Here is a 24,832-nt window from a genome sequence, read left to right as displayed (position 1 = left end):
GCAGCTTAGTACGCGAACACGACACGACGGTTCTTGGCGTACGCTTCTTCGGTATGGCCCTGAACTGCCGGACGCTCTTCACCGTAGCTGACGATCTGGATCTGTGACGGGGATACGCCCTGAACGGTCAGGTACTGCTCGACCGCCTGCGCACGACGCTCGCCGAGGCCCAGGTTGTATTCGCGAGTACCGCGCTCGTCAGCATAACCCTGGAGGGTCACGTTGACGTTCGGGTTGGCCATCAGATACTGGGCGTGGCCGCGCAGTACCGATTCGAATTCAGGGCGAATTTCTTCGCTGTCGAATGCGAAATAGATGGTGTCGACGCTAGGACGCTGATCGTTGGCGCCCATCTGCGAGCCCGAGGTGCCCTGTCCGGAAGTCATGCCCTGTCCGGACATGCCACCGGAAGTGCCATTCATGTCCCCTTCCTGGGTACCGCCACTGCTGGAACAACCAGCCACTACGGCTAGCGACAGCGCGACTGCTAACGTCTTGGCGTAGGTCTTAATTTGCATTGTCATCTCCTTGCTCGGATGTCGAATGACACAATGACTGTAGTCGTTTAGTTCAAAAACGGCGACCACGCGGGTTCGCGTACGTCACCCTGCGCCGAAGGCAGTCGGAAAGACGCTCGTCCATCCGAAGAAACTGCCCCCAACACACCTTGCGCCCCTTGCTGGGTAGCGAAGATTACCATGGTGCCATTCGGCGCGACACTGGGCGATTCGTCCCAACGTGAATCTGTCAGAACCGTCACCCGACCCGTGTCGAGCTCCTGCTTCGCCACGTGATAGCCGCTGCCATCACGGGTCACCATGAACAATGTTTTTCCATCCGGTGAGAAGCGTCCATCGGAATTGTAGTTGCCGGTGAAGGTTACCCGCTCGGCCTGTCCTCCTGTGGCCGACATGCGATAGAGCTGCGGCGCCCCGCTTCGGTCAGAGGTGAAAATCAGGGACTGGCCGTCCGGGGACCAGTCGGGTTCGGTCTCGATGGCACGATTGTTGGTCAGACGGGTGAGCTGGCGCGAGGCCAGATCCATCACATAGATCTCCGGCTGGCCATCCTTGGAAAGCGACATCGCCATCTTGCGTCCGTCCGGCGACCATGCCGGCGCCCCATTGATGCCGCGGAAAGAGGTCAGGCGGACCCGCTCGCCGGTGGAGGCATTCTGCACGTAGATGGCCGAGTTACCGGATTCGAACGAGACGTAGGCGATCTTCTGGCCATCCGGCGACCACGCCGGCGACAGGATCGGATCGTCTGAGGACAGAATCTGCTGGCCGTTGTGTCCATCGGCATCGGCCACGTAGAGGGCGTAGCGCGCGTTGTCACCGGTACCGCTGGCCGCGACGTAAGCAATGCGAGTGGAGAAAGCCCCTCGGATGCCCGTGATGGCCTCGAAGATCTGGTCGCTGATGTAATGAGCACTGGCACGCAGGTTGCCGTCTGACGAAGTCAGCGTCTCTCCCAGCATGCGCTTGCCCCCCAGGATATCCATCAGCTCGTACTGGATACGATACTGATCGCCCTGGGGCTCGATCTTTCCGACCACGAGATAGCGGGCATCGACCCGCTTCCAGTCGTCGTAGAACACGTCTTTGCTGCTGCTGGGCAGTGACACGAGAGAACTGCGGCTCAGCGGCGAGAACTGGCCGCTATGTTCCAGGTCATCGCTGACGATCTGCGCCACATCCTGTGGCAACCCGCCTTGTCCACTGAATTCGAACGGCACGATGGCAATGGGCGTTGCCTGATCGCTACCGCGGGTGATTTCGATGGTCAGGTTCTGCGCTTGGGCCGTGGTCGCGAGACACGCCAGCGACACCAGCCAGCCAGCGGCCAGGGCTTTCCATCCTTGAGACATCCATCGTTTCATCACTGTATATCCCCGGGGGTGAATTTGAGATTGAAATCGCGGAACCGCCGCTGCAGACCGGCGTCCAGTTGCTGCAGCTCACGGAACGGGGCCGCGGCTTCCACGGCCTGCGTGGCCGAGCGATCGAAGCTGGGGTTACCGCTGCTGCGAGTGATGCTGGCTGCCAGCAATTCACCCGAAGGCCCTAGCCTCACTCTCACTTGTGCCACCAAACCATTGTCCACGTTGGCCGGCAAGTGCCACCGGTCCTCGACGGCCCGTTTGACCAGGTTGATGAAGCTGTTCGAGGCCTGGTCGGACTGCTGGGCATTGGCGATACGTTCCTTTTCGTTGGCAATGGAGTCGCTCAGCGCCTTGGCTGCCGCCTCTTTTGCCGCCGCCTCGGCTGCGGCTTTCTTCTTGGCCTCTTCAGCCTGGCGTTTCTTCTCCGCCTCGGCTGCGGCTTTCTTCTTGGCCTCTTCGGCCTGACGCTTCTTCTCCGCCTCGGCTGCGGCTTTCTTCTTGGCTTCTTCGGCCTGACGCTTCTTCTCCGCCTCGGCTTCGGCCTGCTTCTTGGCTTCTTCGGCCTGGCGCTTCTTCTCCGCCTCGGCTTCGGCCTGCTTCTTGGCTTGTTCGACCTGACGCTGCTTTTCCGCCTCGGCTTCGGCCTGTTGCTTCTCTCGCTCGGCCTGGCGTGCGGCTTCGGCCGCCTTCTGCTGCTCTTCTGCCTCGGCACGTTCGGCAGCCGCCTGCTCCGCCGCCTGCTGGCGCCGCGCCGACTCCGCCTGAGCCTGCTCCGCGGCGGCCTGGCGTTGGGCGGCTTGCTGCTGGGCCTGTTCCTGGGCTTGCTGCTCGGCCGCTTGCCGGGCGGCTTCCTGGGCCTGTTGCTCCGCTGCCTGCTGGGCGGCCTCTTCCGCCTGCCGCTGCGCTGCACGTGCCCGCGCTTCCTGGGCGTACTGTGCCTGATCCGTGGCAGTCACGTCGCTGACCAATGTGGCCTGTACCACCGAGGATGAGCTGGGCGTAGGCTCGCTATCCGGCAGGCGCAGCATCGTCAACAGCAGTGCCACCACGTGAACGGCGATCGCCAGGACGACGGGCAGGCCGTAACCGACACGGCGGTTTCGCTTCGCCATGCTGACTCCTTACCCGTCGTTGCCTTGCGGCGGCTCGGAAATCAATCCGACGTTCGCCACACCTGCCATCTGTAGCGTGCTCATCAATGTCACGACCTGACCGTAAGAGGCGTTCCTGTCACCACGTACCATGACCGGGGTGTTGGGCTTGCGCTCGAGAATCGCCACAACCTGGTCGCCAACGGTCTGCAGCGTGACCGCCTTGTCCTGTTCGCCCAGCGATATGAAGTATTCGCCCTGACTGTCCACGGAGACGATGATCGGCTCCTGCTCGTCGGTATCGATCGGCTCCGACGTGACTTGCGGCAGATCGACCTGCACGCCCTGGGTCAGCATCGGGGCGGTAATCATGAAGATCACCAGCAGTACCAGCATGACGTCGATGAACGGGACGACGTTGATTTCGCCCATCGGCTTGCGCCGATGATGGCGGCTATAGGGTCCACCCATGTTGAACCTCCGCCTCAGGCCGCCGGGTTGCCACCGCGACCTTGCAGGTTACGGTGCAGGATCGAATGGAACTCTTCGGCGAAGTCTTCGTACTCGCCGAGCAGACGGCTGGCGATGGATGACAGCCGGTTGTAGAAGATCACCGCCGGGATCGCCGCGAACAGGCCCATGGCTGTCGCCACCAGGGCTTCCGCGATCCATGGCGCGACCGTGGAGAGCGTCGCCTGCTGTGCCATCGACAGGCTCTGGAACGACCCCATGATTCCCCAGACAGTGCCGAACAGGCCGATGTAGGGGCTGGCCGACGCCACCGTGGCCAGCAGGGTGAGCTTGTCATTGAGGCTGTCTTCCTCGCGTGACAGCGCGACTCGCTGGGAGCGTTGTACGCCGTCCAGCACCGCTTCACTACTGCGCGTCTTGGGCATCAGCCGGTTGAACTCCCGGAAGCCCGCCCGGAACACGTGCTCCGAGCCCTGGGCTTCGTAGTTATCCGGTACGTCACGATAGAGTTCGTTGAGATCGACACCTGACCAGAAACGCTCGTCGAAGGCCTTCTGCGCCTTCCGGGCTCGGCTCAACGCGAAACTGCGTTGAAAGATGACGACCCAGGAAGCGACCGAGGCGGCCAACAGCAGGAGCATGACCAGCTGGACCACCAGACTGGCGTTCATGATCAGATGGGGGATGGACATGGAGTCGTTCACGAAAATCCTCGAATCACTGGCTAGGAATGGCGGATGTCAGCGCCGCATATAGACTGCTGGGCCAACGTCTTGGTTTCAGGCGTTGCGCGTCGACACACGCAATATCGACCGACGCTTCGCATAATGTATCCCCGTCGTACCGAACTGCCTGCGCGAATCGCAACGAGCAGGCGGCCAGGCGCTCGATGCTGGCGGTCACCTCCAGCCGGTCATCGAGTCGCGCCGGGCGGGCGTAGCGACACTGAAGCGAATGTACCACCAGTTGTACGCCCTGCTCGATCAGTCCACGTTGACCGAAACCCAATGCGTTCAACCACTCGCTCCGTGCGCGCTCCATGAATTTCAAGTAGTTAACGTAGTACACAATGCCGCCGGCGTCGGTGTCCTCGATATAGACCTTCACCGGCAGGATGAATTCATTCATTGCCGGGCTCGTCGTGGTTGGGGGGCGCGCTTCGGGGCGCCTGATCGCTGGGCACGATGCCGAAATGGTGATAGGCGGAGCGGGTGACGACACGGCCACGGGCGGTTCGCATCATGAACCCCTGCTGGATCAGATAGGGCTCGATGACATCCTCGATGGTGTCACGCTCTTCGCTGATGGCCGCCGCGAGGCTATCGACCCCTACCGGCCCGCCGTCGAACTTCTCGATCATCGCCAGCAGCAGCCGGCGATCCATGTGATCGAGGCCGTGGCTGTCGACGTTGAGCATGTTGAGCGCCTGGTCGGCGAGCGTGGCATCGACACTACCGTCGCCCTTGACCTCGGCGAAGTCACGTACCCGCCGCAGCAGGCGATTGGCGATGCGTGGCGTTCCCCTGGCCCGCCGCGCGATTTCCCGAGCGCCGGCAACATCGGCAGTCACCCCGAGCAGCCGCGCCGAACGGGCAACGATTTCGGTCAGTTCGTCGATGGCATAGAACTCCAGGCGCTGAACGATGCCGAAGCGATCGCGCAGTGGCGAGGTCAGCAGCCCCGCGCGGGTAGTGGCGCCGACCAGCGTGAACGGCGGCAGATCGAGCTTGATCGACCGCGCCGCGGGCCCGTCGCCGATCATGATGTCGAGCTGGAAATCCTCCATCGCCGGATAGAGTACCTCCTCGACCGCGGCCGACAGACGGTGGATCTCGTCGATGAACAGTACGTCGCCCGGCTGCAGGTTGGTCAGCATGGCGGCGAGATCGCCGGCGCGCTCCAGCACCGGCCCCGAGGTCGACTTGATATCGACCTCCATCTCCGCGGCGATGATATTGGCGAGCGTGGTCTTGCCCAGCCCGGGTGGGCCGAAGACCAGGGTATGATCGAGGGAGTCACCGCGATTGCGCGCCGCCGAGATGAAGATATCCATCTGCTCGCGCACCCGCGGCTGGCCGATATAGTCGCCCAGCCGGCGCGGCCGGATGGCATGATCGGCGTGCTGCTCGCCCTGTCGCGGCGAGGCTTCGATGAGACGGTCTGGTTCGATCATATCGGCTTACCCGGCCATCTGGCGCGCCAGCGCCGCCTTGATCAGAGCTTCGGTGGGCAGGCCCTCATCGAGCCCGGAGAGCATGCGCGACGCCTCGGTCGGCTTGTAGCCGAGCGACACCAGCGCCGCTTCGGCATCGGCGAGCGGGTCCTGCGGTTTGACCACGGGCTGGCGCGGCGCATCCAGCAGCGACCCCTGCTCTTCCTGCCAATGGGGAAAGCGATCGCGCATCTCGACGATCAACCGGTCGGCAGTCTTCTTGCCCACGCCCGGGAGTTTGGTCAACGCCTTGCTGTCGCCCTCCATGACGCAGCCCACGAAGGCGTCGCGATCCATGCCGGAAAGGATCGCCAGAGCGAGTTTCGGCCCAACGCCATTGACCTTGATCAGCGCCCGAAACAGCTGGCGCTCCTCGTCACGCCCGAAACCGTAGAGCAGATGCGCATCCTCGCGCACGCTCAGGTGGGTATAGAGGCGGACCTCCTCGCCCACGGCGGGTAGCGCGACCAGTGTCGTCATCGAGGTTTCGAGTTCGTAACCGACGCCGTTGACATCGATCACGATCCAGGGAGGGAGCTTTTCCAGCAGGGTGCCGTGCAGGCGTCCAATCATTCCATTCAACGTCCTTTCCGTGACGGCGTCCACTATACGCATCGCCGAATCGGCTGGCTAGCTGCCGCGCGGGCCTCTTGCCAGACGATATTCAGCCCACCTGCGCCACCCACTCGTTTAGGTTGTAGTAGTTGCTGATGCGCGCGACCTTGCCGTTGCTGATCTCGAAGAAGGCGCCGGCCGGCAGCACGTAGGTCTGGCCGTTGGCCGGTGGCAGGCCTTCGTCGTCGGCCAGGTACTCACCGTGCACCACGAACTCGGCGGCGGCGCGGTCGCCAGCGGCATTCTGCATCACCACGATGTCGGCCAAGCGCTCGCGGTAGCAGCGGTTCATCTTGTCCATGAAGACGGCGAAGTTGGCCTTGCCGACCTGGCGCTCGCCCTGGTTGATGTCGTGGACTACATCCTCGTCCAGCAGGTCGATGAAGGTGGGCATGTCGCCGGCGTTGAAGGCGGCATAGTAGGCCTGAATCAGTTCGGTGGCGGTCATGGCTAGGTTCCTTGCGTAGCGTGGTTAGGAAACCACTGCATAAATGCCTGCGCGAGCGAATCGCTGCTTTGCGTGGTACTCGAACACTCGCCTAACCCCATGTTATGTCTCGTGTTCTGTGTTCCATGCGCCTTGCGCTTCATCTCGCTCGTCGATTTATTCAGCGCTTCCTTAGTGATGGGTTGGCTCGCATGATAAGTTCGCGCCTTCCAGCCGGCATAGCTGCCGGCGTCACCCTGCTGCTGGCGAACGACTCCAGATGGATATCGAACTGCTACGGGGGCCGCAGATTGCACCCCACGTCGAAGACCTGGCGTATTTGCGGATCACGGTCTTCCGCGAGTTTCCCTACCTCTACGACGGCAGCCTCGACTACGAGGCCGAATACCTCGACACCTATGTGCGCAGCGCGGACAGCCTGTGCGTGCTGGTGCGTGACGAGGGCCGGGTGGTGGGCGCCTCCACGGCGCTGCCGCTGGCCGATGAAACCGTGGAGTTCCAGCACCCCTTCCTCACCGCAGGCTGGGATCCTGGGCGCATCTTCTACTGCGCCGAGTCGGTGGTATTGCCGGGCTGGCGTGGGCGTGGCCTGGGCGTGCGCTTCTTCGCCGAGCGCGAGGCCCATGCGCGCCAGCTGAGCCGTTTCGACTGGTGCGCCTTCTGCGCCGTGCAGCGCCCGGCAGAGCACCCGCGCCGGCCCGCCGACTACCAGCCGCTGGACGCCTTCTGGGCGCGCCGCGGCTATCGCCATCATCCCGAACTGCACACCCAGTATCATTGGCGCGATCTGGACGAAGCCGAGGCGTCGGCCAAGCCCCTGTCGTTCTGGCTCAAGGAACTCACCTCATGATCAAGGTTGCCGCCTGCCAATATCACATCGACCTGCTGACCGGTTGGGATACCTACGCCGATCACCTGACCCGGCTTTGCGAAGAGGCCGCCACTCAGGGCGCCGAGCTGTTGCTGCTGCCGGAATACGCCGGCATGGTGCTCACGGGCCAGTTGCCAGAGGCCCAGCGTAGCGACCTGCATGGCTCCATCGCCGGCATCCAGGCGCTGCTGCCGCGCTGGCTGGAGTTGTGCGAAAGCCTGGCGAAGCGGCTGCAGATTCATCTACAACCCGGTTCGGTGGCCGTGCGGGATGACGACGGCCTCTACCGCAATCGCGCCTGGCTGTTCGGCCCGGACGGCTGCCTGGGCAGCCAGGACAAGCTGATGATGACCCGCTTCGAGCGGGAGCAGTGGCAGATCGCCGCCGGCAGCGGGCTCCAGGTGTTCGACACGGCGCTGGGCAAGCTGGGCATCCTGATCTGCTATGACAACGAGTTCCCGCTGCTGGCGCGGACCCTGGCCGAGGCCGGCGTCGATCTGATCCTGGCGCCCAGTTGCACCGATACCGAGGCCGGCTTCTACCGTGTGCGCATCGGCGCCCAGGCGCGCGCGCTGGAGAACCAGATTGCCGTGCTGCAGTCACCCACGGTCGGCCTGGCGCCCTGGTCGCCGGCGCTGGACGAGAATATCGGCCGCGCCGCGCTCTACGTACCGTCGGACCACGGCATGCCGGCCACTGGCGTGATTGCCGAAAGTACAGAGCTGTGCCCCACGCGCAGCCGCTGGCTGATCGCCGAGCTGGATCTGGACGAGGTGCGCCGGGTGCGTGAGGCGGGCCAGGTCTTCACCCGGCGCGACTGGCCAACGCAGTTCGACGACGGCCGGCTGGTTTTGCGATGAACGCCCAGCGGGGGGAGCCCGACTCCCCCATGGCCGCGTACGAACGCTCCCTCGCTGCCGGCTTCGTCGTCGATGCCGCCCAGCGCCGCACGGTCGAGGCGTTGCAGCGCTGCTTCGAGGCCGTGCATCGCGGCGAATGCCCGCCCGGCGTGTATCTCTGGGGGCCAGTGGGACGCGGCAAGACCTGGCTGATGGACGGCTTCTACAACAGCTTGCGAGTGCCGGCGCGGCGCCAGCACTTCCACCACTTCATGCAGTGGGTGCATCGTCGTCAGTTCCAGTTGACCGGCCATGCCGACCCGCTGCGTCTGTTGGCCGAGGAACTGGGGCGTGACGTACGCGTGCTGTGCTTCGACGAACTGTTCGTCAGCGATATCGGCGATGCCATGTTGCTCGGCCGCCTGCTCAGCCTGGTGGTCGAGCAGCGCGTGGTGCTGGTGGCCACCTCCAACCAGCCGCCGGATCAGCTTTATGCCGACGGTTTCAACCGCGAGCGTTTCCTGCCGGCCATTGCCGCGCTCGAGGCGCATATGCAGGTGGTGGCCGTGGACGGCGAGCAGGATCATCGCCTGCACCCTGGCGCCGAGGTGCAGCGCTATTGGGTGCAGCAGCCACAGGCGCTGGACGAGCTGTTCGCCCGCTTGAGCGACAATCAGCAGGTGAGTCATGAGCCGGTCGAACTGAACCATCGGCATATCGCCAATCTAGGTCACAGCTCGGCAGCGCTGTGGTGCCGCTTCAGTGAACTGTGCGAACGGCCGCTGGCCGCGTCGGACTTCATCGCGCTGTGCGAACGCTTTCCGGCCATTCTCCTTGGGGAAGTACCGCGCCTGGGCGGCGAATCGCGCGAAGGACGCATCGCCCGTGGCACCGAGGATGGCGCCGAGCGGGTCGACGCCGGCGACAGAAAGTTGCCGGCATTGGCGCGCAACGATGAGGCGGTGCGACGCTTCATTGCCCTGGTCGATGAGTGCTACGACCGCCGCGTGCCGTTGTACATCGAGGCCGAGGTCGCACTGGATGAGCTGTACACCCAGGGCTACCTCGAATTTGCCTTTCGCCGCACGCTCAGCCGTCTGCGCGAGATGCAGCTGGAGCGCTTCGGCCATTCCTAGTTCCCGATGGCTGCTCGGTGTCCAGTGCTCTGGAGGGGGCTAATTCATCTGCGCTCTGCTTCTGAAAACCGGGCTGGCACATTGGATGCCTCCCCGTCTCTCACTCCGGCCTGAAGTCGCGCCAACGATTGCGACCGGCGCTACCACTACTGCGCCGGCGGCCGCTGGTCGCCACCAGCCCCTGACGCGCGTAGGCGTGGGTGAGCGCGATGGCCAGCGCGTCGGCGGCATCCTCCGGGGGGGACGCGTCCAGCGCGAGTAGCGCCGTCACCATATGCTGGACCTGGGCCTTCTCGGCGCCGCCGGTGCCCGTGACCGCCTGCTTGATCTGGCGTGCGGCGTATTCGTGCACCGGGATACCGTGGTTGGCGGCACATACGATTGCGGTGCCGCGGGCTTGGCCCAGCTTGAGCGCGGAGTCGGGGTTCTTGGCCATGAACACGCGCTCGATGGCGAACTCCTGGGGTCGGTGGAGCCCGATCAGTTCAGCGACTCCGGCATAGACCTGGGCCAGTTTCTGCGCCAGGTCGTCACCGGAGATGCGAATACAGCCGCTGGCGACGTAGCGGGGCCGCGCCGCACCGACGTCGATCACGCCATAGCCGGTAATGCGCGAGCCCGGATCGATACCCAGCAGGATCATCGTCCCGGCTCCGGTGTCGTGCGAATGATCATCGTTGGCTCAGTCATACGTTTCATGCTTGCTCGACCTTTCTGCTCGGCGGGGCTGTACGATACGCCTGGAACGCGCCGCGAGGGTGTCTTCGGCAGACTATCCCCTAGCCGCCGCACATAAAAGAACCGGCGCCTCGCGGGGCGCCGGTTCGGGTCAGGCTGAACGCCAGGCGGTGTTATTCGCCGGCACTCTCCGGCTTGGCCTTGGGACGCAGACGGATGTGCAGGTCGCGCAACTGCTCCTTGCTCACCTCGCCCGGGGCGTCGGTCATCAGGTCCGCGGCGCTCTGGGTCTTGGGGAAGGCGATGACGTCGCGGATGGTACGCGAACCGGTCATCAGCATCACCAGACGGTCGAGTCCGAAGGCCAGGCCGCCGTGGGGCGGCGCACCGAACTTGAGCGCGTCGAGCAGGAAGCCGAACTTCTCTTCCGCCTCTTCCTTGCCGATGCCGAGCACGTCGAAGACCACGCGCTGCATCTCCTGGTTGTGGATACGGATCGAGCCGCCACCCAGCTCGGTGCCGTTGAGCACCATGTCATAGGCCCGCGACAGCGCCGTAGCCGGTGACGCCTTGAGCGCTTCCGGCGAGCAGGAAGGCGCGGTGAACGGATGATGTAGCGCCGACAGCCGGCCGTTGTCGTCGGCTTCGAACATGGGGAAGTCGACCACCCACAGCGGTGCCCAGGCGGCGGTGTAGAGGTCGAGATCCTCGCCGAGCTTGACCCGCAGCGCGCCCAGCGCCTCGTTGACCACCCGCGCCTTGTCGGCGCCGAAGAAGACGATATCACCGTCCTCGGCACCCACGCGGTCGAGCAGCTCCTCGATCACGCCTTCCATGAACTTGACGATCGGCGACTGCAGTCCGTCGAGGCCCTTGGCGCGCTCGTTGACCTTGATCCAGGCGAGGCCCTTGGCGCCGTAGATACCCACGAACTTGGTGTAGTCGTCGATCTCCTTGCGTGAGAGCTTGGCCCCACCGCCCACCTTGAGCGCGGCGACGCGGCCGTCCTCGGCCTTGGCCGGACCGGAGAAGACCTTGAAGTCGACCGACTGCATCAGGTCGTCGACGTCGACCAGCTCCAGCGGGATGCGCAGGTCCGGCTTGTCGGAACCGTAGCGCTGCATCGCCTCGCTGTAAGGCATGCGCGGGAACTCCGGCAGCGCCACGTCGAGCACGTCCTGGAACAGCTGACGCACCATGGTCTCGGTGATGCCCATGATATCGCGCTCTTCGATGAACGACGCTTCGATATCGATCTGAGTGAACTCGGGCTGACGATCGGCGCGCAGATCCTCGTCGCGGAAACACTTGGCGATCTGATAGTAGCGATCGAAGCCCGACACCATCAGCAACTGCTTGAATAGTTGCGGCGACTGCGGCAGCGCGAAGAAGTGGCCTTCGTGGGTTCGGCTGGGCACCAGGTAGTCGCGCGCCCCTTCAGGGGTGGCACGGGTCAGGATCGGCGTCTCGATGTCGAGAAAGCCCTGCTCCTCCAGATAGGCACGCACGCTATGGGTGATCCGCGAGCGCAGGCGTAGCTTCTCGATCATCTCCGGGCGGCGCAGGTCGATGTAGCGGTACTTCAGTCGTACCTCCTCGCCGACCTTGCCATGCTCGTCGAGCTGGAAAGGCGGCGTGGCGGCGGTATTCAGCACTTCGACCTGCTTGGCCAGTACCTCGATCATCCCGGTGGGCATGTTGGGGTTCTGGGTGCCTTCCGGACGGAGTCGAATGCGGCCGACGATACGCAGCACATATTCGCTGCGTGAGCGATCGGCGTTGGCGAACGCTTCTGCGGTATCGGGATCCACTACCACTTGAGCGACACCGTCTCGATCGCGCATGTCGAGGAAAATGACACCGCCATGGTCGCGGCGGCGATGCACCCACCCGCAAAGCGTGACTTCGTGATCGATCAATGACTCGTTCAATTGGCCGCAATAATGACTGCGCATGCTGGATCCTAAGATTGTGAAGCTAAAAAGGGTGAAGACGGTATTCAGGCCGACGCTTTGCTCTCGCCGCTCGCCTTACTAGCGCCGTCCGACTTGCCGCCGCTATCGCCGGAAGTCGCCGGTTTGGCACTATCGCCAACGAGGTTCTTCTTGCTGCCCGATTTGAAATCGGTCTCGTACCAGCCGCCACCGGCCAGCCGAAAGCCGGCTGCGGAGACCAGGCGAGACAGTTCGGCGCGCTCGCAGGCCGGGCAATCGGTCAACGGTGCCGCACCGATCTTCTGGAGCTTTTCCAGCCGATGACCGCAAGCCTTACACTCGTATTCATAGATGGGCATGATGTCGTCACTCTCTATGAGTGCCAGGGTCGCCGGCCGGTGATCGGGCGGCTCGCTGGCGATATCCAGGCGCGCTTCCCCCGACGGGCGTCGCGCCATCCTTTAGTCGGTTTTTCGTTCGTCGTTCGTCATGACCGGTGGCCACGCGGACCTTCCCAAGCCAAGCTCGAAAGCCGCATAGTATAGCGCGTAGCGGCCGGTCGCAGGCAATATTACCGGCTGACAATGCCGATGTCGTCGTCCGCACGCCAGCGACTGCCAGGCGATGACAGCCGGCACGGAAAAGAGACAAGGAAAAGACGCATGAAAGCCGTACTTCTGGATGCCGCTTCCCTCGGCGACGACGTCGACCTCGCACCGATTCGCACGTTCGTCGACGATCTCGTGATTCATCAGCTCACTGCCATGGACGAAAGGCTCGACCGGCTCGAGGGCGCCAACATCGCGTTGACCAACAAGGTCGTCATCGACGCCGAGCTGATCGACGCCCTTCCCGATCTGAAGCTGATCTGCGTGCTGGCCACCGGCACCAACAACGTCGACATGGCCGCAGCGGAACGGCGTGGCATCATCGTACGTAACGTCTCGGCCTACGGCACCGCGAGCGTCGCCCAGCACACCCTGATGCTGATGCTGGCGCTGGCCGCGCGACTGCCGCTGTACCAGGCCGACGTGCGTGATGGCGCCTGGCAACGAAGCGACTTCTTCTGCCTGCTCGACCACCGCACCCTACAACTGGCCGGCAAACACCTGGTGATCGTCGGCCGCGGGGAGCTGGGCTCGGCGGTGGCCAGGCTGGGGGAAGCCTTCGGCATGCGTGTCAGTTTTGCCGCCCGCCCCGGTAACGAGGCAAATGATGCTCGCCCCAGTCTGACCTCGCTGCTGGGTGATGCCGACGTGCTGAGCCTGCACTGCCCGTTGACGGAAGCGACCCGGGGCCTGATCGGCCGCGAGGCGCTGGCGACGATGAAGAGAGATGCGCTGCTGATCAACTGTGCTCGCGGCGGGATCATCGACGAGGACGCGGCGCTGGCCGCCCTCCGCGATCGGCGCCTGGGCGGGCTGGCCGTCGACAGCCTGCCTGTCGAACCGCCACGAGAGGGGCACCCCCTGCTCGATGCCCTGCACGAGCCGCTCAATCTGATCGTGACGCCGCACAATGCCTGGATCACGCCGGAAGCGCGTCAACGCGTCGTCGACCTGACCGCCGACAACCTGCGCGCCTGGCTGACCGAGGAGCGCGGATGATGGCGACCGAAATTCCGGGGATCTACAACTACGGCTCGATCAACATCGACCACGTCTATCGGGTTCCACACTTGGTGCGCCCGGGCGAGACGCTCTCCAGCACCAGCCTGCATCAGGTACTGGGTGGCAAAGGTGCCAACCAGTCGCTGGCCCTGGCGCGTGCCGGCGGGCGCGTTGCTCACTGGGGACGCCTGCACGAGGGCGACCGGTGGGCGCTGGAGCCGTTGACCCGCGCCGGCGTCGATACCGCGGATATCGAGCTGATCGATGGCGCCAGCGGCCACGCACTGATCCAGGTCGACGACGACGCCGAGAACGCGATCATCCTCTACCCTGGCGCCAACCACGGCTTCGACGACGGTCGCCTCGAGGCGCTGGTCGGCTCGGCCGTCCCCGGCAGTTGGATCCTGCTCCAGAACGAGTGCAACGATGCCGGCAAGATGCTGCGCCTGGCGGCCGACAACGGCCTCTCGATCGCGTTCAACCCGGCCCCGCTCTCCGCGGAGATCGCCGGCTTGCCGCTAGATCTGTGCCAGCTCCTGTTCCTCAATCGCGGCGAAGCGGCGGCGCTGGTCGGGGCGGAAGAGTCCGTCGATTCCGACACCCTGCTCGAGGCGCTGGCCACGCGTCTGCCGGACGTGGAGATCGTCCTGACCCTGGGCGGCCAGGGGGCCTGTCATCAGCATCGCGGTGAGCGCGTCATGCTGGCCGCCCACAAGGTGGAGGCGATCGACACCACGGCCGCCGGCGATACCTTCATCGGTTACTTCATGGCGGCACGGCAGCGCGGCGACGATATCGAACAGGCGCTGCGCCTGGCAACGACCGCCTCGGCGCTCTGTGTCCAGAAGGCTGGTGCCGAACCCAGCATTCCCGATGCGGATGCCGTCGAGAAGGCCATGACCACCCTGCCCGCTCTCCCGGCCGAGCGTTCGACCCTCTGAACCTCTTCATCGCCGCCGCGCCGCCATCCCGGCGGTGGCGGCGCATCAACTGAACCGACTCTAGGAATTCTCATGCCGACGCCCATCATTTTCGACACCGACCCCGGAGTCGACGACGCCCAGGCCATCGCCATCGCGCTGGCCCACCCGGATATCGAGCTACTGGGCCTGACCACCACCTTCGGCAATGTCACGATCGAGGTGGCCACCCATAATGCACTGCTGCTCGCGGAGCTCGCCGGTCAGTCGATTCCCGTTGCCCAGGGGGCCGCCGGGCCGCTGGTCAAGCCCAAGAACCCGCCGCCGGGGCACATCCACGGCGACAACGGCTTGGGCAACATCGAGTTGCCGCAGGTCTCCACCCAGGCGCTGAAGCAGAGTGCCGCCCAATTCATCGTCGAGCAGGTCAACGCCCGGCCGGGCGAAGTCGTGCTGGTCGCCGTCGGCCCGCTGGGCAACCTGGCCGCCGCGTTGCAGCTCGACCCCACGCTGGTCGACAAGGTCAAGCGCGTGGTCGTGATGGGCGGATCGATCCGTGAAGGCGGTAACGTGACGCCCGTCGCGGAAGCCAATATCTTCAACGACCCCCATGCCGCAGCCCGGGTATTGCAGGCCGACTGGCCGCTGACGCTGGTGGGGTTGGACGCGACACACCGCTGCGTGCTGGATCCGCAGAGCATGGCGCGGATCGTCGAAGCCCAGGGGCGCCTGGGGAAGGTACTGGGCGAGAGCTATGACTTCTACCGCGCCTTCTACCAGCAGGCGCTGGGCATCGATGGCTGCTGCCCCCACGATAGCTGTGCGCTGGTGTGGCTGATGCGCCCGGACCTGTTCCGCGTCGAGCGCGGCTACCTGAGCGTGGTCACCGACGGCCTGGCCGAAGGCCAGACCCTGATGGCCCCCGAACGACGCGAGTTCGTCGATCCCCGCTGGTCCCAGGGCAACGTGGCGGAGATCTGCATGAACGCCGATGGCCCGGGCGTCATCGACTGGATCGTCGACACGCTGGTCACTCCGCCCTCGCACTGAAACCGGCTCGCCCGAGCGCCGGCCAGGCGAGCGGGCGAGATTCCACCGCGATCCGATACCGCCGGGCACGGCCTGCGCGCCGGCCGGTAAACGACTGTGCCCACCCGTACCACGTTAGCGATCGATTGCCGCGTCAACCGGGACCGCCTTCGCCGATTTTGTTCGACCATCGCTGGTCGATTCTCGGCCGGCGTTGGCTCCCGGAGTCTCAGCCTGTGGTAAAGCTTGCAGGTGCCGCGATCGTCGCCTCTTCGACCGTGACATCGGTGACGTCAGCGGCCGGGGAGCCCTCCCACAGTTGATCGATCAGCTCGGCGATGGCGATGGCCTCGCCATGGGCGGTTACCTCGACGCGTCCATCCTCGAGATTGATCGCATGACCGGTGATGCCCCAGCGCTCCGCGTGACGACGTACATGTTCACGATAGCTGACGCCCTGGACTCTCCCGCTCACCCAGGCCTTGATCGTCCGATGAGTCATGAGATGCCTCCTCCTTTCTGATCACTTCATGGCGCACTGCCACGGCCGTATTGCGAGGAATGATGCTGCCGCCCTTGGCCAGGACATGGGTTCGGGTGAACGCCGCGCCGAACAGCAGGATCAGCGACGAGTAGTACACCCAGAGCAGGACCAGCACGACCGAACCCGCCGCCCCGTACGTCGAAGCCGTTGCCGTGTGCGCCAGATAGGCCGCGATCGCGTTGCGCCCGATGATGAACAGCACCGCTGTCACCAGGGCGCCCAGCAGCACGTCGCGATAGGAGAGCACGACATCCGGCAGCACCTTGAAGATGGCGGCAAAGAACAGCGTGATGACCACGATGGACAAGGCGTACTGAGCGATCTCGAGCAGGAACACGCTGCCGGGAACCCAATCCCCGGCGTAGCTGAACGTCGCCTGCACGATGATGCCCAATATCAGCGACACCAGCAGCACGAAGCCGATCGCCAGCACGACGGCCATCGACAGCAGACGCTTCTTGGCAAATAGAAAGATACTGTTGCGGTCCGGGTTGGGCGCGACACCCCAGATGGTATTGAGTGAAAACTGCATCTGACCGAACACCGTCGTCGCACCGATGAGCAGCGTGACGAAGCCCGCCACCGTCGGCAGGATGCCCGAGGCCTGAATGCTCGATTGCGCGACGGCACTCTCGATCGCGCTGGCCGCCGAGGGGCCGAGCGTATCCTGCAGGCGGTGCACGATCTCGCCCCGGGCGGCATCCTCACCCAGCCACAGCCCCACCACGGTTACCGCGATGATGACCGTCGGTGCCAGCGAAAAGAGCGTGTAGAACGCCAGCGAGCCGGCGTAGCTGAAGGCGTTGCGGTCGAGCCACAACTTGATGGAATCGCGAACGACGGCGAACCAGTACTGGCAGAAAGAGACGGCTTTGGAGTAAAGGGGTATCAAGTTGAGTTCCCTGTTGTCTGCTGTCACCGAGGGCGGCAAAGATGAACGTCAACGCCTCGACGGTGCGAGGCCTGTGGACGATACACCAGCAGTCTAGACGAGATTTCCGGATTTCCCGTGCTGGTCGGCGACACGCAACCGCTACCGGTTCGCCTCATGCCCGCAGGAAATCGCTGGGGAGCTTCATCATGCGGCGCCACAGCTTCTCGACACCGGGCTTGTGGACCAGCGAGCATCGATACAGGCGAATTTCCAGCGGGATATCCCAGTCGCTCTCCGCGGCGCGCACCAACTTTCCGTTCGCCAGTTCGTCACGAATACAGAAATCCGGAATCCAGGCCAGCCCGACGCCCTGCAACGCCATGCCCTTGAGCCCTTCCGCCATGGCCGTCTCGTAGACGGTCTTGAGACGCATGCGCCCGGGCTCGTTCTTGAGCAACATGCGGACGCTGCGGCCGAGAAAGGCGCCTTGGGTGTAGGAGAGGAACGGAATCGGCCCGTCGCCATCGAACGAGAACCTCGGCTCGCCGCCCGTATCCGGAACGCTGACGGGGATCATCTTGACCTGGCCGATGGAGAACGAGGGGAATATTTCGGCGTCCAGCTGCATGGTGGCATAGGGATCGTGGTAGGCCAGCATCAGGTCGCAGTTGCCCTCCCGCAGGACGTGAATGGCATCGCCCACGTTCATGGCGACCAATCGGGTCGGCAGCTCCCCGACACCTTTCTGCAGGCGCGAGATCCAGGGCGGATAGAAGGCCAGTGCCAGCGAGTGGGCGGCAACGATGTCCAAGGCTTCGTTGTCCATGGCCAGACCGCGTAGGTGCGCCAGGCTGTCGTTGAGCTGCTCGACCATGTTTCTCGCCGTCACCAGAAAGAGCTGCCCTTCCGGCGTGAGACTGACCGGTGTCGTCGAGCGGTCCACCAAGGTGGCGCCGACGGCCTGTTCCAGTGAACGGATGCGCCGACTGAACGCAGGTTGAGTGACATGCCGTTGACGCGCCGACGCCGAGAAACTCCTCGTGTTGGACAGGGCCACGAAATCCTCGAGCCATTTGGTTTCTAGATTCAATGGTGCCTCCCGGCAACCCTTCAAGCGTTGGTGACGTCGGCCGCCAGGCCAGTGGCAGCGCTACTGCACGGGCGACAGCAGATAAGTGGCTCGCGATACCAGCTTGCGCCACAGCGGCCGCTCCTCGAGTTCGCGCTGGCTGACCTGCCGGCTGCTGGCGAAGTCCCGTTCGAGCATCTCGAAAACCGAGGCCGCGAAGACCTTGTCGGGGACATAGGCGGTGACTTCGAAGTTGAGCCGAAAAGACCGATTGTCCAGATTGACCGTGCCCACCATCGAGGTGTGGTCGTCCACCAACAGAACCTTCTGATGCAGAAAACCAGGCTGATAACGGTATATCTTGACCCCGTTGCGGATCATCTCCGGCAGGAAAGCAAAGGCGGAGAGGAAGACCAGCAGATGATCCGGACGTTCGGGAATCAGCACCCGGACGTCGACGCCCCTGAGCGCCGCCAGGGTCAGCGCGTCCTGGACACCGTGATCAGGAACGAAATACGGACTGGTCACCCAGAGCCGATGACGTGCGCCATGAATGGCGTGCTGAACCAGGAGACTGGCCGTCTCGCGCCCGTCTGCCGGACCGGAAGGCACGATCGCCACGTGCTGGGACGCATCGGGAATCTGCCTGGGCTTCCAACCCAGCGCCAGAATGTCGCCGGTTGCCCAGTACCAGTCCTCCCAGAACGCTTCCTGCAGCGCCAGCACGCTCGGGCCCTGAAGCTTCAAGTGAGTATCGCGCCAAGGCCCATATCGCTCGACCCGGCCCAGGTACTCGTCGGCGACATTGAGCCCGCCGGTCCAGCCCACTCGGCCATCGACGACCACGATCTTGCGGTGATTGCGGAAGTTGATCTGGAATCGATGGCGCCAGCCGCGCGAGGAGTTGAAGGCAGAGACCCTGACTCCGGCCTCTTCCAGGTCCCTGAGATAACCGCCGGGCAGCCCTCGACTACCGATCTCGTCGTAGAGGAAATAGACATTGACGCCATGCTCTGCCTGGAAGATCAGCTTGCGCTTGAAGGCCAGGCCAATCTCGTCGGCGCGCACGATGAAGAACTGGACCAGGATATAGTCCTCGGCACGATCGATCCCCTCGAAAAGGCTGTCGAAAGTGGCACCGCCGTCGATCAGCAACTCCGCGCGATTGCCTCGGGTCATCGGCATGCGAGCCAGCTCCTCGACCGCACGAATACGTCCGCTGACGGCTTCCGGACGCGAAATGAACGACTCCATGTTTGGCCGATAACGCTGAAGAACCTGGCGCAGCACGGTGTCCCGCTCCCCACGCGCCGAGACATAGCCGTAGAATCTCGGGCGGCCGAACGTCCAGAAAATCGGCACGGCAATATAGGGAAAACTGATCAGCGTCACGATCCAGGCAACGGCACCCTGCGAGGTGCGGCTGGACATCAGCGCCATGATTGCCGTGGCGATCCCGGCCACATGAGAAACGAACAACAGCCAGCCGATCAGCAAGGTCATGTCCGACATCTTCCGCAACGCTGCATTGTCATCCTCTCCGCCAGAAATCGTCAGCCTAACCAACATCATACCGAAAAAAGAAGAGAGCCCCACAGGGGCTCTCTTCTTTACGGGTTCCGTTGACGCAATAGCAGCCGGCTTCGCTCGCCGACGGGTTCCGTCACCTGGCGCTCAGACCCGCTCGGCGATGATTTCCTTCCACTTGGCGGGCCCCGTCTGGTGAACCGATGTTCCCAGGTGGTCCACGGCCACCGTGACCGGCATGTCCTCGACCTCGAACTCGTAGATCGCTTCCATGCCCAGGTCGTCGAACGCGATCACCTCGGCCTTCTTGATCGCCTGAGCGACCAGATAGGCGGCGCCGCCGACAGCCATCAGATAGACTGCCTGATTGTCGCGAATCGCCTCGATCGCCAGCGGGCCGCGCTCGGCCTTGCCGACCATGCCCAGCAGGCCGGTCTGCTCGAGCAGCGTCCGTGTGAACTTGTCCATCCGCGTCGCCGTGGTGGGTCCTGCCGGTCCGACCACCTCGTCACCCACCGGGTCGACCGGGCCGACGTAGTAGATGAAGCGATTCTTCAAATCCACCGGCAGCGATTCGCCCTTGGCCAGCATATCGATCATTCGCTTGTGCGCGGCATCCCGTCCGGTCAGCAGCTTGCCCGACAGCAGCACGGTATCGCCAGGCTGCCATTCGCGCACGGCTTCCGGGGTAATCTCGTCGAGATTGACCCGCCGCACACCCTTGCCCACCTCCCAGGTGATCTCGGGCCAATCGTCGAGTTTCGGTGCCGGCAGCACAGCCGCGCCGCTGCCATCCAGCGTGAAGTGCACGTGACGGGTCGCGGCGCAGTTGGGGATGATCGCCACCGGCTTGTTGGCGGCGTGAGTCGGGTAATCCTTGACCTTGATATCGAGCACCGTGGTCAGACCGCCCAGCCCCTGGGCGCCGATGCCGCTGCGGTTGACCTTGTCGAATAGCTCCAGGCGCAGCTCCTCGGCCCGGTTGCCGGCACCGCGCGCCTGCAGTGCCTGAATGTCGATCGGGTCGAGTAGCGCTTCCTTCGCCAGCTCCATCGCCTTCTCCGCGGTGCCGCCGATGCCGATGCCGAGCATGCCCGGCGGACACCAGCCAGCGCCCATCTTGGGTAGCTGCTCCAGCACCCAGTCGACCACGTTGTCGGAGGGATTGAGCATCGCGAACTTGGATTTGGCCTCGCTGCCACCACCCTTGGCCGCGACGTGGATCTCGACCGTGTCGCCCGGCACCAGCTTGTGATGAATCACCGCAGGCGTGTTGTCACCGGTATTCTTGCGCTTGCCATCGGGGTCGGCCAGCACCGACGCGCGCAGCACGTTATCGGGCAGCAGATAGGCGCGGCGCACCCCTTCGTTGACCATGTCGTCGAGACTCATGTCGGCTTCCCAGCGCACGTTCATGCCGACGTGAACGAAGACCGTGACAATGCCGGTGTCCTGACAGATCGGCCGGTGGCCGGTGGCACACATCCTGGAGTTGATCAGGATCTGAGCGATGGCATCGCGCGCCGCGGGGTTCTCTTCCCGCTGGTAGGCCGCGTGCATGGCATCGATGAAATCCTTGGGGTGATAATAGGAGATGTACTGCAGCGCATCGGCCACGCTCTGAATGAGATCCTCCTGGCGGATCACGGTCATCATCGGTCTCCTGCTGGTCACGGTAACTGCCCGACGGTTCGATCGTCCGCGGGTCGGTAGCTTCGAGGGCGCCAATCATACCCTAGCGAACGAAGATTGGCAGTTTGCAACTTTTACCAGCCATGAAAGATAACGGTATAAACCAAAATGTATTGCTGACCCCGTCAATGGAGTTTCGTCACTCCGGCTGGCAAACGGGGCAACGATAGAGGCGCCGAGAGGCAACGGCTTCGCGAACGATGATCGAATCACAGGCGTGACATGGCAGGTCTTCGCGGTCGAACACGGCGAACCGCCACTGGTCGCGATGTTCCCCGGCCCGCTGCAAGCGCTTGCGCCACACGGGACGGTTGGTGACCCCGGCTTGTCGATAGGCCTGCTGGATCGTGGCCAGGATGACGCGCGCCAGTCGCTGGCGCTGTGCGGCCGTCAGATCCCTGGGGCGTTTTCTCGGCGACAACCCCGCGTAGAACAGGATCTCCGAGCGAAGATAGTTGCCGATACCGGCGTAGAACCCCTGATCCAGCAGCAGCCCGCCAAGCCCCCGACCCGCGAAGCGGGACTCCGTCAACCGCGCCTCGATATCCCCCACCGAGACGTCGTGAGTCAGCAGATCCGGTCCCAGGCGGGCCAGAAATGGCTGCTGCCGAACGGTCTCGATGGTCCAGAGCGAGATGTCCGAGGCACTGTAGAGACTGGCGGCGTGGGTCGCGGTCGTCAGCCGGGCACGTAGCTTCCGCCCCGAGGTCGGCGCGTGGCCGCGACGGTGAATACGCCAGACGCCATAGAGCTGGTTGTGGGAATAGAGCACGTGCCCATCGCTGAAGGTGATCAACAGCGCCTTGCCCCAGCAGTCGACCGCCGTTACCCGGCTTCGGCCCAGGCGCCCGGCTATCGGTGCGATCTCGGCAAAGGCGAACCAGGTCTGGACCAGGGGTCTGCCGACCAGCACCTTCCCCAGCCGATCCGCGACACGGCGTATTTCCGGTCCTTCCGGCATTCTCGCGCTTCCTGACCTCGCCTATCCCAGCTCCAGCAACCTGGACTTGAGCGTCTGCAACTGATCTCGCAGTTTCGCGGCCTGCTCGAATTCGAGATTCTGGGCCGCCTCGTGCATGCGATCCTCGAGCTTGCTGATCTCCTTGGTCAACTGCGGCGCACTCATCTGACCCAGGGCCTCGCGGGTGTATTCGCCCGGGGCTTCCGCCACCAACTGCTCGGTGCGCTTGCGGCCCCCCTTGCGGCTGCCGGGCGCCTGCGCCCCTTCCATGATGTCGGCCACCGACTTGGTCACGGTCATCGGGGTGATGCCATGGCGCTCATTGTGCTCAATCTGCTTGTTGCGGCGGCGTTCGGTCTCATCCATCGCCCTCCGCATCGAGTCGGTGACCCGGTCCCCGTAGAGAATCGCCTTGCCGTGGGCGTTGCGTGCCGCCCGGCCGATGGTCTGGATCAACGAGCGTTCGGCGCGCAGGAAGCCCTCCTTGTCGGCATCGAGGATGGCGACAAGCGACACTTCGGGAATATCCAGCCCCTCGCGCAGCAGGTTGATGCCGATCAAGACGTCGAATTTACCCAGGCGCAGGTCGCGGATGATCTCGACCCGCTCCACCGTGTCGATGTCCGAGTGGAGATAGCGAACGCGGATGTCGTGTTCGTCGAAATACTCGGTGAGGTCTTCCGCCATGCGCTTGGTCAGGGTGGTGACCAGCACCCGCTCGCCGACGTCGACGCGCAGCCGGATCTCGGAGAGCAGGTCATCGACCTGGGTCGTGGCCGGACGCACCTCGATCTGCGGGTCGACCAGACCGGTCGGGCGCACCACCTGCTCGACGACCTGCCCCGCGTGCTCCGCCTCGTAGGGGCCGGGCGTGGCCGAGACGAACACCGTCTGCGGCACGATGCCCTCCCACTCCTCGAACGTCATCGGTCGGTTGTCCAGCGCCGAGGGCAGGCGGAAGCCGTACTCGACCAGCGTCTCCTTGCGCGACCGGTCACCGCGGTACATGCCGCCGACCTGCGGCACGCTGACGTGGGATTCGTCGATGAACAGCAGCGCGTCGTCCGGCAGATAGTCGAAGAATGTCGGCGGCGCATGGCCGGGCGGGCGTCCGGAGAGATAGCGGGAGTAGTTCTCGATACCGTTGCAGTAGCCCAGTTCGAGCATCATCTCGATATCGTAGAGCGTGCGCTGCTCCAGACGCTGCGCCTCGACCAGGCGCTCGTGCTTGCGCAGGTACTCGAGTCGATCCGCCAGCTCCTGCTTGATCGATTCGATCGCACCAAGGATGGTATCCCGCGGTGTGACATAGTGGCTCTTGGGGTAGATGGTCATCCTCGGCACCTGCCCGCGCACCTCGCCGGTGAGCGGATCGAACAGTCGGATCGAATCGATCTCGTCGTCGAACAACTCGACTCGCACGCCTTCGTCCTCGGCGTCCGCGGGGAAGACATCGATGACGTCGCCGCGGACCCGGTATGTACCGCGGCGGAAGTCGGCATCGTTGCGGGTGTACTGCAGTTCCGCCAGCCGCCGCAGGAAGCTGCGCTGGTCGATCTGCTCGCCTCGATTGAAGTGCAGCCGCATCTTCATGTACTGCTCGGGGTCGCCCAGACCATAGATCGCGGAGACCGAGACCACGATCAGCGCATCGCGACGCTCCAGCAGTGCCTTGGTCGCGGACAGCCGCATCTGCTCGATATGGTCGTTGATCGAGGCGTCCTTCTCGATGAAGGTGTCGGAAGACGGGACATAGGCCTCCGGCTGGTAGTAGTCGTAGTACGAGACGAAATATTCGACCGCATTATCCGGGAAGAAGCTCTTGAACTCGCCGTAGAGCTGGGCAGCCAGGGTCTTGTTCGGCGCCAGCACGATGGTCGGACGCTGCAGCGTCTCGACGACATTGGCCATGGTGAAGGTCTTGCCCGAGCCGGTGACGCCGAGCAGCGTCTGATGAGACAGACCGGCACCCAGGCCGCGGACCAGCCCCTCGATGGCGGCCGGCTGATCACCGGCCGGACGATACTTGGATTGAATCTTGAAAGGTTTGTTCATGGTGACTAATTAGGGTCCAAACGACCGTCATTCAAGGGCGAGGTGCAACTTAGAGTGCCATCGCTCGGGGGGCGAGCCACGATCATCGAGCGGTAAATCCCGATTTCAGCGCCTCCACCGCCGCGATCAGCGCGTCGCGGTTGACACGCCCTTCCACCTCGGCCCACTCCCGGCCGATATCGACGCTTTCGACACCATCCACCATCATCAGGGCGGTCGTGACACGATTGAGGTCTTCCGGCGTCGATACGCCGCTCAGCGTGAGATTGATACGGGACATGCGAGACTCTCCACAACGGTCTTCCACGACGATTTCAGGCAGACAGCATAGACTAGCACGCCGTTTGCGCGACCTGGCGTTGCAATGGCCG

Annotated in this window: 26 protein-coding genes; 6 read left to right on the top strand and 20 right to left on the bottom strand. The window is 64.0% G+C overall.

What is annotated here, in order from left to right:
* Positions 1–5: 5 nt before the first annotated feature.
* From pal to DOM45_RS08950, 9 genes are all read right to left on the bottom strand, one after another.
* Positions 6–518, bottom strand: coding sequence for a peptidoglycan-associated lipoprotein Pal (pal, locus tag DOM45_RS08990; protein ID WP_110599634.1), 513 nt, complete (start codon positions 516–518; stop codon positions 6–8).
* Between the two features lie 47 nt (positions 519–565).
* Positions 566–1,882, bottom strand: a complete 1,317-nt coding sequence (gene tolB, locus DOM45_RS08985; RefSeq protein ID WP_240612342.1) for a Tol-Pal system beta propeller repeat protein TolB — start codon at positions 1,880–1,882, stop codon at positions 566–568.
* On the bottom strand, positions 1,882–2,997 hold the full coding sequence (gene tolA / locus DOM45_RS08980; RefSeq protein WP_110599630.1) for a cell envelope integrity protein TolA: 1,116 nt from the start codon (positions 2,995–2,997) through the stop codon (positions 1,882–1,884). The genes tolB and tolA overlap by 1 nt, the downstream gene beginning before the upstream one ends.
* Positions 2,998–3,006: 9 nt before the next feature.
* Positions 3,007–3,447, bottom strand: coding sequence for a protein TolR (tolR, locus tag DOM45_RS08975; protein ID WP_110599628.1), 441 nt, complete (start codon positions 3,445–3,447; stop codon positions 3,007–3,009).
* Positions 3,448–3,461: 14 nt separating this feature from the next.
* A complete protein-coding gene (tolQ, locus tag DOM45_RS08970) occupies positions 3,462–4,151 on the bottom strand; it encodes a protein TolQ (RefSeq protein ID WP_110599626.1) in 690 nt (229 codons plus the stop codon).
* Positions 4,152–4,164: 13 nt separating this feature from the next.
* Positions 4,165–4,575: a tol-pal system-associated acyl-CoA thioesterase gene (gene ybgC, locus DOM45_RS08965; protein WP_110599624.1), complete on the bottom strand. Its 411-nt coding sequence runs from the start codon at positions 4,573–4,575 to the stop codon at positions 4,165–4,167.
* On the bottom strand, positions 4,568–5,620 hold the full coding sequence (gene ruvB, locus DOM45_RS08960) for a Holliday junction branch migration DNA helicase RuvB (RefSeq protein WP_110599622.1): 1,053 nt from the start codon (positions 5,618–5,620) through the stop codon (positions 4,568–4,570). The genes ybgC and ruvB overlap by 8 nt, the downstream gene beginning before the upstream one ends.
* 6 nt (positions 5,621–5,626) lie before the next feature.
* Entirely contained in the window at positions 5,627–6,232 is a 606-nt protein-coding gene (gene ruvA / locus DOM45_RS08955) for a Holliday junction branch migration protein RuvA (protein WP_110599620.1), read from the bottom strand.
* A gap of 91 nt (positions 6,233–6,323) precedes the next feature.
* Positions 6,324–6,722, bottom strand: a complete 399-nt coding sequence (locus DOM45_RS08950) for a nuclear transport factor 2 family protein (RefSeq protein ID WP_110599618.1) — start codon at positions 6,720–6,722, stop codon at positions 6,324–6,326.
* Positions 6,723–6,981: 259 nt separating this feature from the next.
* On the opposite strand from DOM45_RS08950, the gene DOM45_RS08940 reads away from it, so the two are divergent.
* The 3 genes from DOM45_RS08940 to zapE are packed head-to-tail and all read left to right on the top strand — an operon-like array spanning position 6,982 to position 9,568.
* Positions 6,982–7,572, top strand: coding sequence for a GNAT family N-acetyltransferase (locus DOM45_RS08940; RefSeq protein WP_110599616.1), 591 nt, complete (start codon positions 6,982–6,984; stop codon positions 7,570–7,572).
* Positions 7,569–8,453 (top strand): carbon-nitrogen hydrolase family protein, encoded by an 885-nt coding sequence (locus tag DOM45_RS08935; RefSeq protein ID WP_110599614.1) that lies wholly within the window; start codon positions 7,569–7,571, stop codon positions 8,451–8,453. The genes DOM45_RS08940 and DOM45_RS08935 overlap by 4 nt, the downstream gene beginning before the upstream one ends.
* A gap of 29 nt (positions 8,454–8,482) precedes the next feature.
* Complete coding sequence (gene zapE / locus DOM45_RS08930) at positions 8,483–9,568, top strand: cell division protein ZapE (RefSeq protein WP_240612341.1); 1,086 nt, start codon at positions 8,483–8,485, stop codon at positions 9,566–9,568.
* A gap of 100 nt (positions 9,569–9,668) precedes the next feature.
* Here the strand turns inward: zapE and ruvC are convergent, their stop codons facing one another.
* The 3 genes from ruvC to DOM45_RS08915 form a co-directional block, all read right to left on the bottom strand.
* Positions 9,669–10,211 carry a crossover junction endodeoxyribonuclease RuvC gene (ruvC, locus tag DOM45_RS08925; RefSeq protein WP_110599610.1) on the bottom strand — a complete coding sequence of 181 codons (543 nt, stop codon included), beginning with the start codon at positions 10,209–10,211 and terminating at the stop codon, positions 9,669–9,671.
* Positions 10,212–10,419: 208 nt separating this feature from the next.
* Positions 10,420–12,201, bottom strand: coding sequence for an aspartate--tRNA ligase (gene aspS / locus DOM45_RS08920; protein WP_110599608.1), 1,782 nt, complete (start codon positions 12,199–12,201; stop codon positions 10,420–10,422).
* Positions 12,202–12,245: 44 nt separating this feature from the next.
* The gene (locus tag DOM45_RS08915) at positions 12,246–12,539 is read right to left on the bottom strand and encodes an FmdB family zinc ribbon protein (RefSeq protein WP_110600447.1); all 294 of its coding nucleotides are present in this window, start codon (positions 12,537–12,539) and stop codon (positions 12,246–12,248) included.
* A gap of 303 nt (positions 12,540–12,842) precedes the next feature.
* Here DOM45_RS08915 and DOM45_RS08910 point away from each other — a divergent pair, with 303 nt between their 5' ends.
* From DOM45_RS08910 to DOM45_RS08900, 3 genes are all read left to right on the top strand, one after another.
* Positions 12,843–13,787, top strand: coding sequence for a D-2-hydroxyacid dehydrogenase (locus tag DOM45_RS08910; protein ID WP_110599606.1), 945 nt, complete (start codon positions 12,843–12,845; stop codon positions 13,785–13,787).
* On the top strand, positions 13,784–14,731 hold the full coding sequence (locus DOM45_RS08905) for a ribokinase (RefSeq protein WP_240612340.1): 948 nt from the start codon (positions 13,784–13,786) through the stop codon (positions 14,729–14,731). The genes DOM45_RS08910 and DOM45_RS08905 overlap by 4 nt, the downstream gene beginning before the upstream one ends.
* A 72-nt stretch (positions 14,732–14,803) precedes the next feature.
* On the top strand, positions 14,804–15,760 hold the full coding sequence (locus DOM45_RS08900; RefSeq protein WP_110599604.1) for a nucleoside hydrolase: 957 nt from the start codon (positions 14,804–14,806) through the stop codon (positions 15,758–15,760).
* A 208-nt stretch (positions 15,761–15,968) separates the two neighbouring features.
* On the opposite strand, the gene DOM45_RS08895 is transcribed toward DOM45_RS08900, so the two are convergent.
* From DOM45_RS08895 to DOM45_RS08860, 8 genes are all read right to left on the bottom strand, one after another.
* Complete coding sequence (locus DOM45_RS08895; RefSeq protein WP_110599602.1) at positions 15,969–16,241, bottom strand: acylphosphatase; 273 nt, start codon at positions 16,239–16,241, stop codon at positions 15,969–15,971.
* Entirely contained in the window at positions 16,180–17,172 is a 993-nt protein-coding gene (locus DOM45_RS08890; RefSeq protein ID WP_425353332.1) for a YihY/virulence factor BrkB family protein, read from the bottom strand. The genes DOM45_RS08895 and DOM45_RS08890 overlap by 62 nt, the downstream gene beginning before the upstream one ends.
* Before the next feature lie 157 nt (positions 17,173–17,329).
* Positions 17,330–18,247 (bottom strand): LysR family transcriptional regulator, encoded by a 918-nt coding sequence (locus tag DOM45_RS08885; protein WP_110599600.1) that lies wholly within the window; start codon positions 18,245–18,247, stop codon positions 17,330–17,332.
* Between the two features lie 60 nt (positions 18,248–18,307).
* Positions 18,308–19,738: a cardiolipin synthase gene (cls, locus tag DOM45_RS08880; RefSeq protein ID WP_425353329.1), complete on the bottom strand. Its 1,431-nt coding sequence runs from the start codon at positions 19,736–19,738 to the stop codon at positions 18,308–18,310.
* Positions 19,739–19,900: 162 nt separating this feature from the next.
* On the bottom strand, positions 19,901–21,406 hold the full coding sequence (locus DOM45_RS08875) for a fumarate hydratase (protein ID WP_110600438.1): 1,506 nt from the start codon (positions 21,404–21,406) through the stop codon (positions 19,901–19,903).
* 178 nt (positions 21,407–21,584) lie between these two features.
* On the bottom strand, positions 21,585–22,406 hold the full coding sequence (gene nei / locus DOM45_RS08870) for an endonuclease VIII (protein WP_110599598.1): 822 nt from the start codon (positions 22,404–22,406) through the stop codon (positions 21,585–21,587).
* 21 nt (positions 22,407–22,427) lie between these two features.
* Positions 22,428–24,461, bottom strand: coding sequence for an excinuclease ABC subunit UvrB (gene uvrB / locus DOM45_RS08865; RefSeq protein ID WP_110599597.1), 2,034 nt, complete (start codon positions 24,459–24,461; stop codon positions 22,428–22,430).
* 82 nt (positions 24,462–24,543) lie between these two features.
* Positions 24,544–24,741 carry a heavy-metal-associated domain-containing protein gene (locus DOM45_RS08860; protein ID WP_110599596.1) on the bottom strand — a complete coding sequence of 66 codons (198 nt, stop codon included), beginning with the start codon at positions 24,739–24,741 and terminating at the stop codon, positions 24,544–24,546.
* Positions 24,742–24,832: the final 91 nt, after the last annotated feature.

The organism is Salinicola lusitanus (assembly GCF_003206045.1).
In the GTDB taxonomy this organism is placed as follows: domain Bacteria; phylum Pseudomonadota; class Gammaproteobacteria; order Pseudomonadales; family Halomonadaceae; genus Salinicola; species Salinicola lusitanus.
This window is presented reverse-complemented; position numbering and strand designations above follow the sequence as displayed.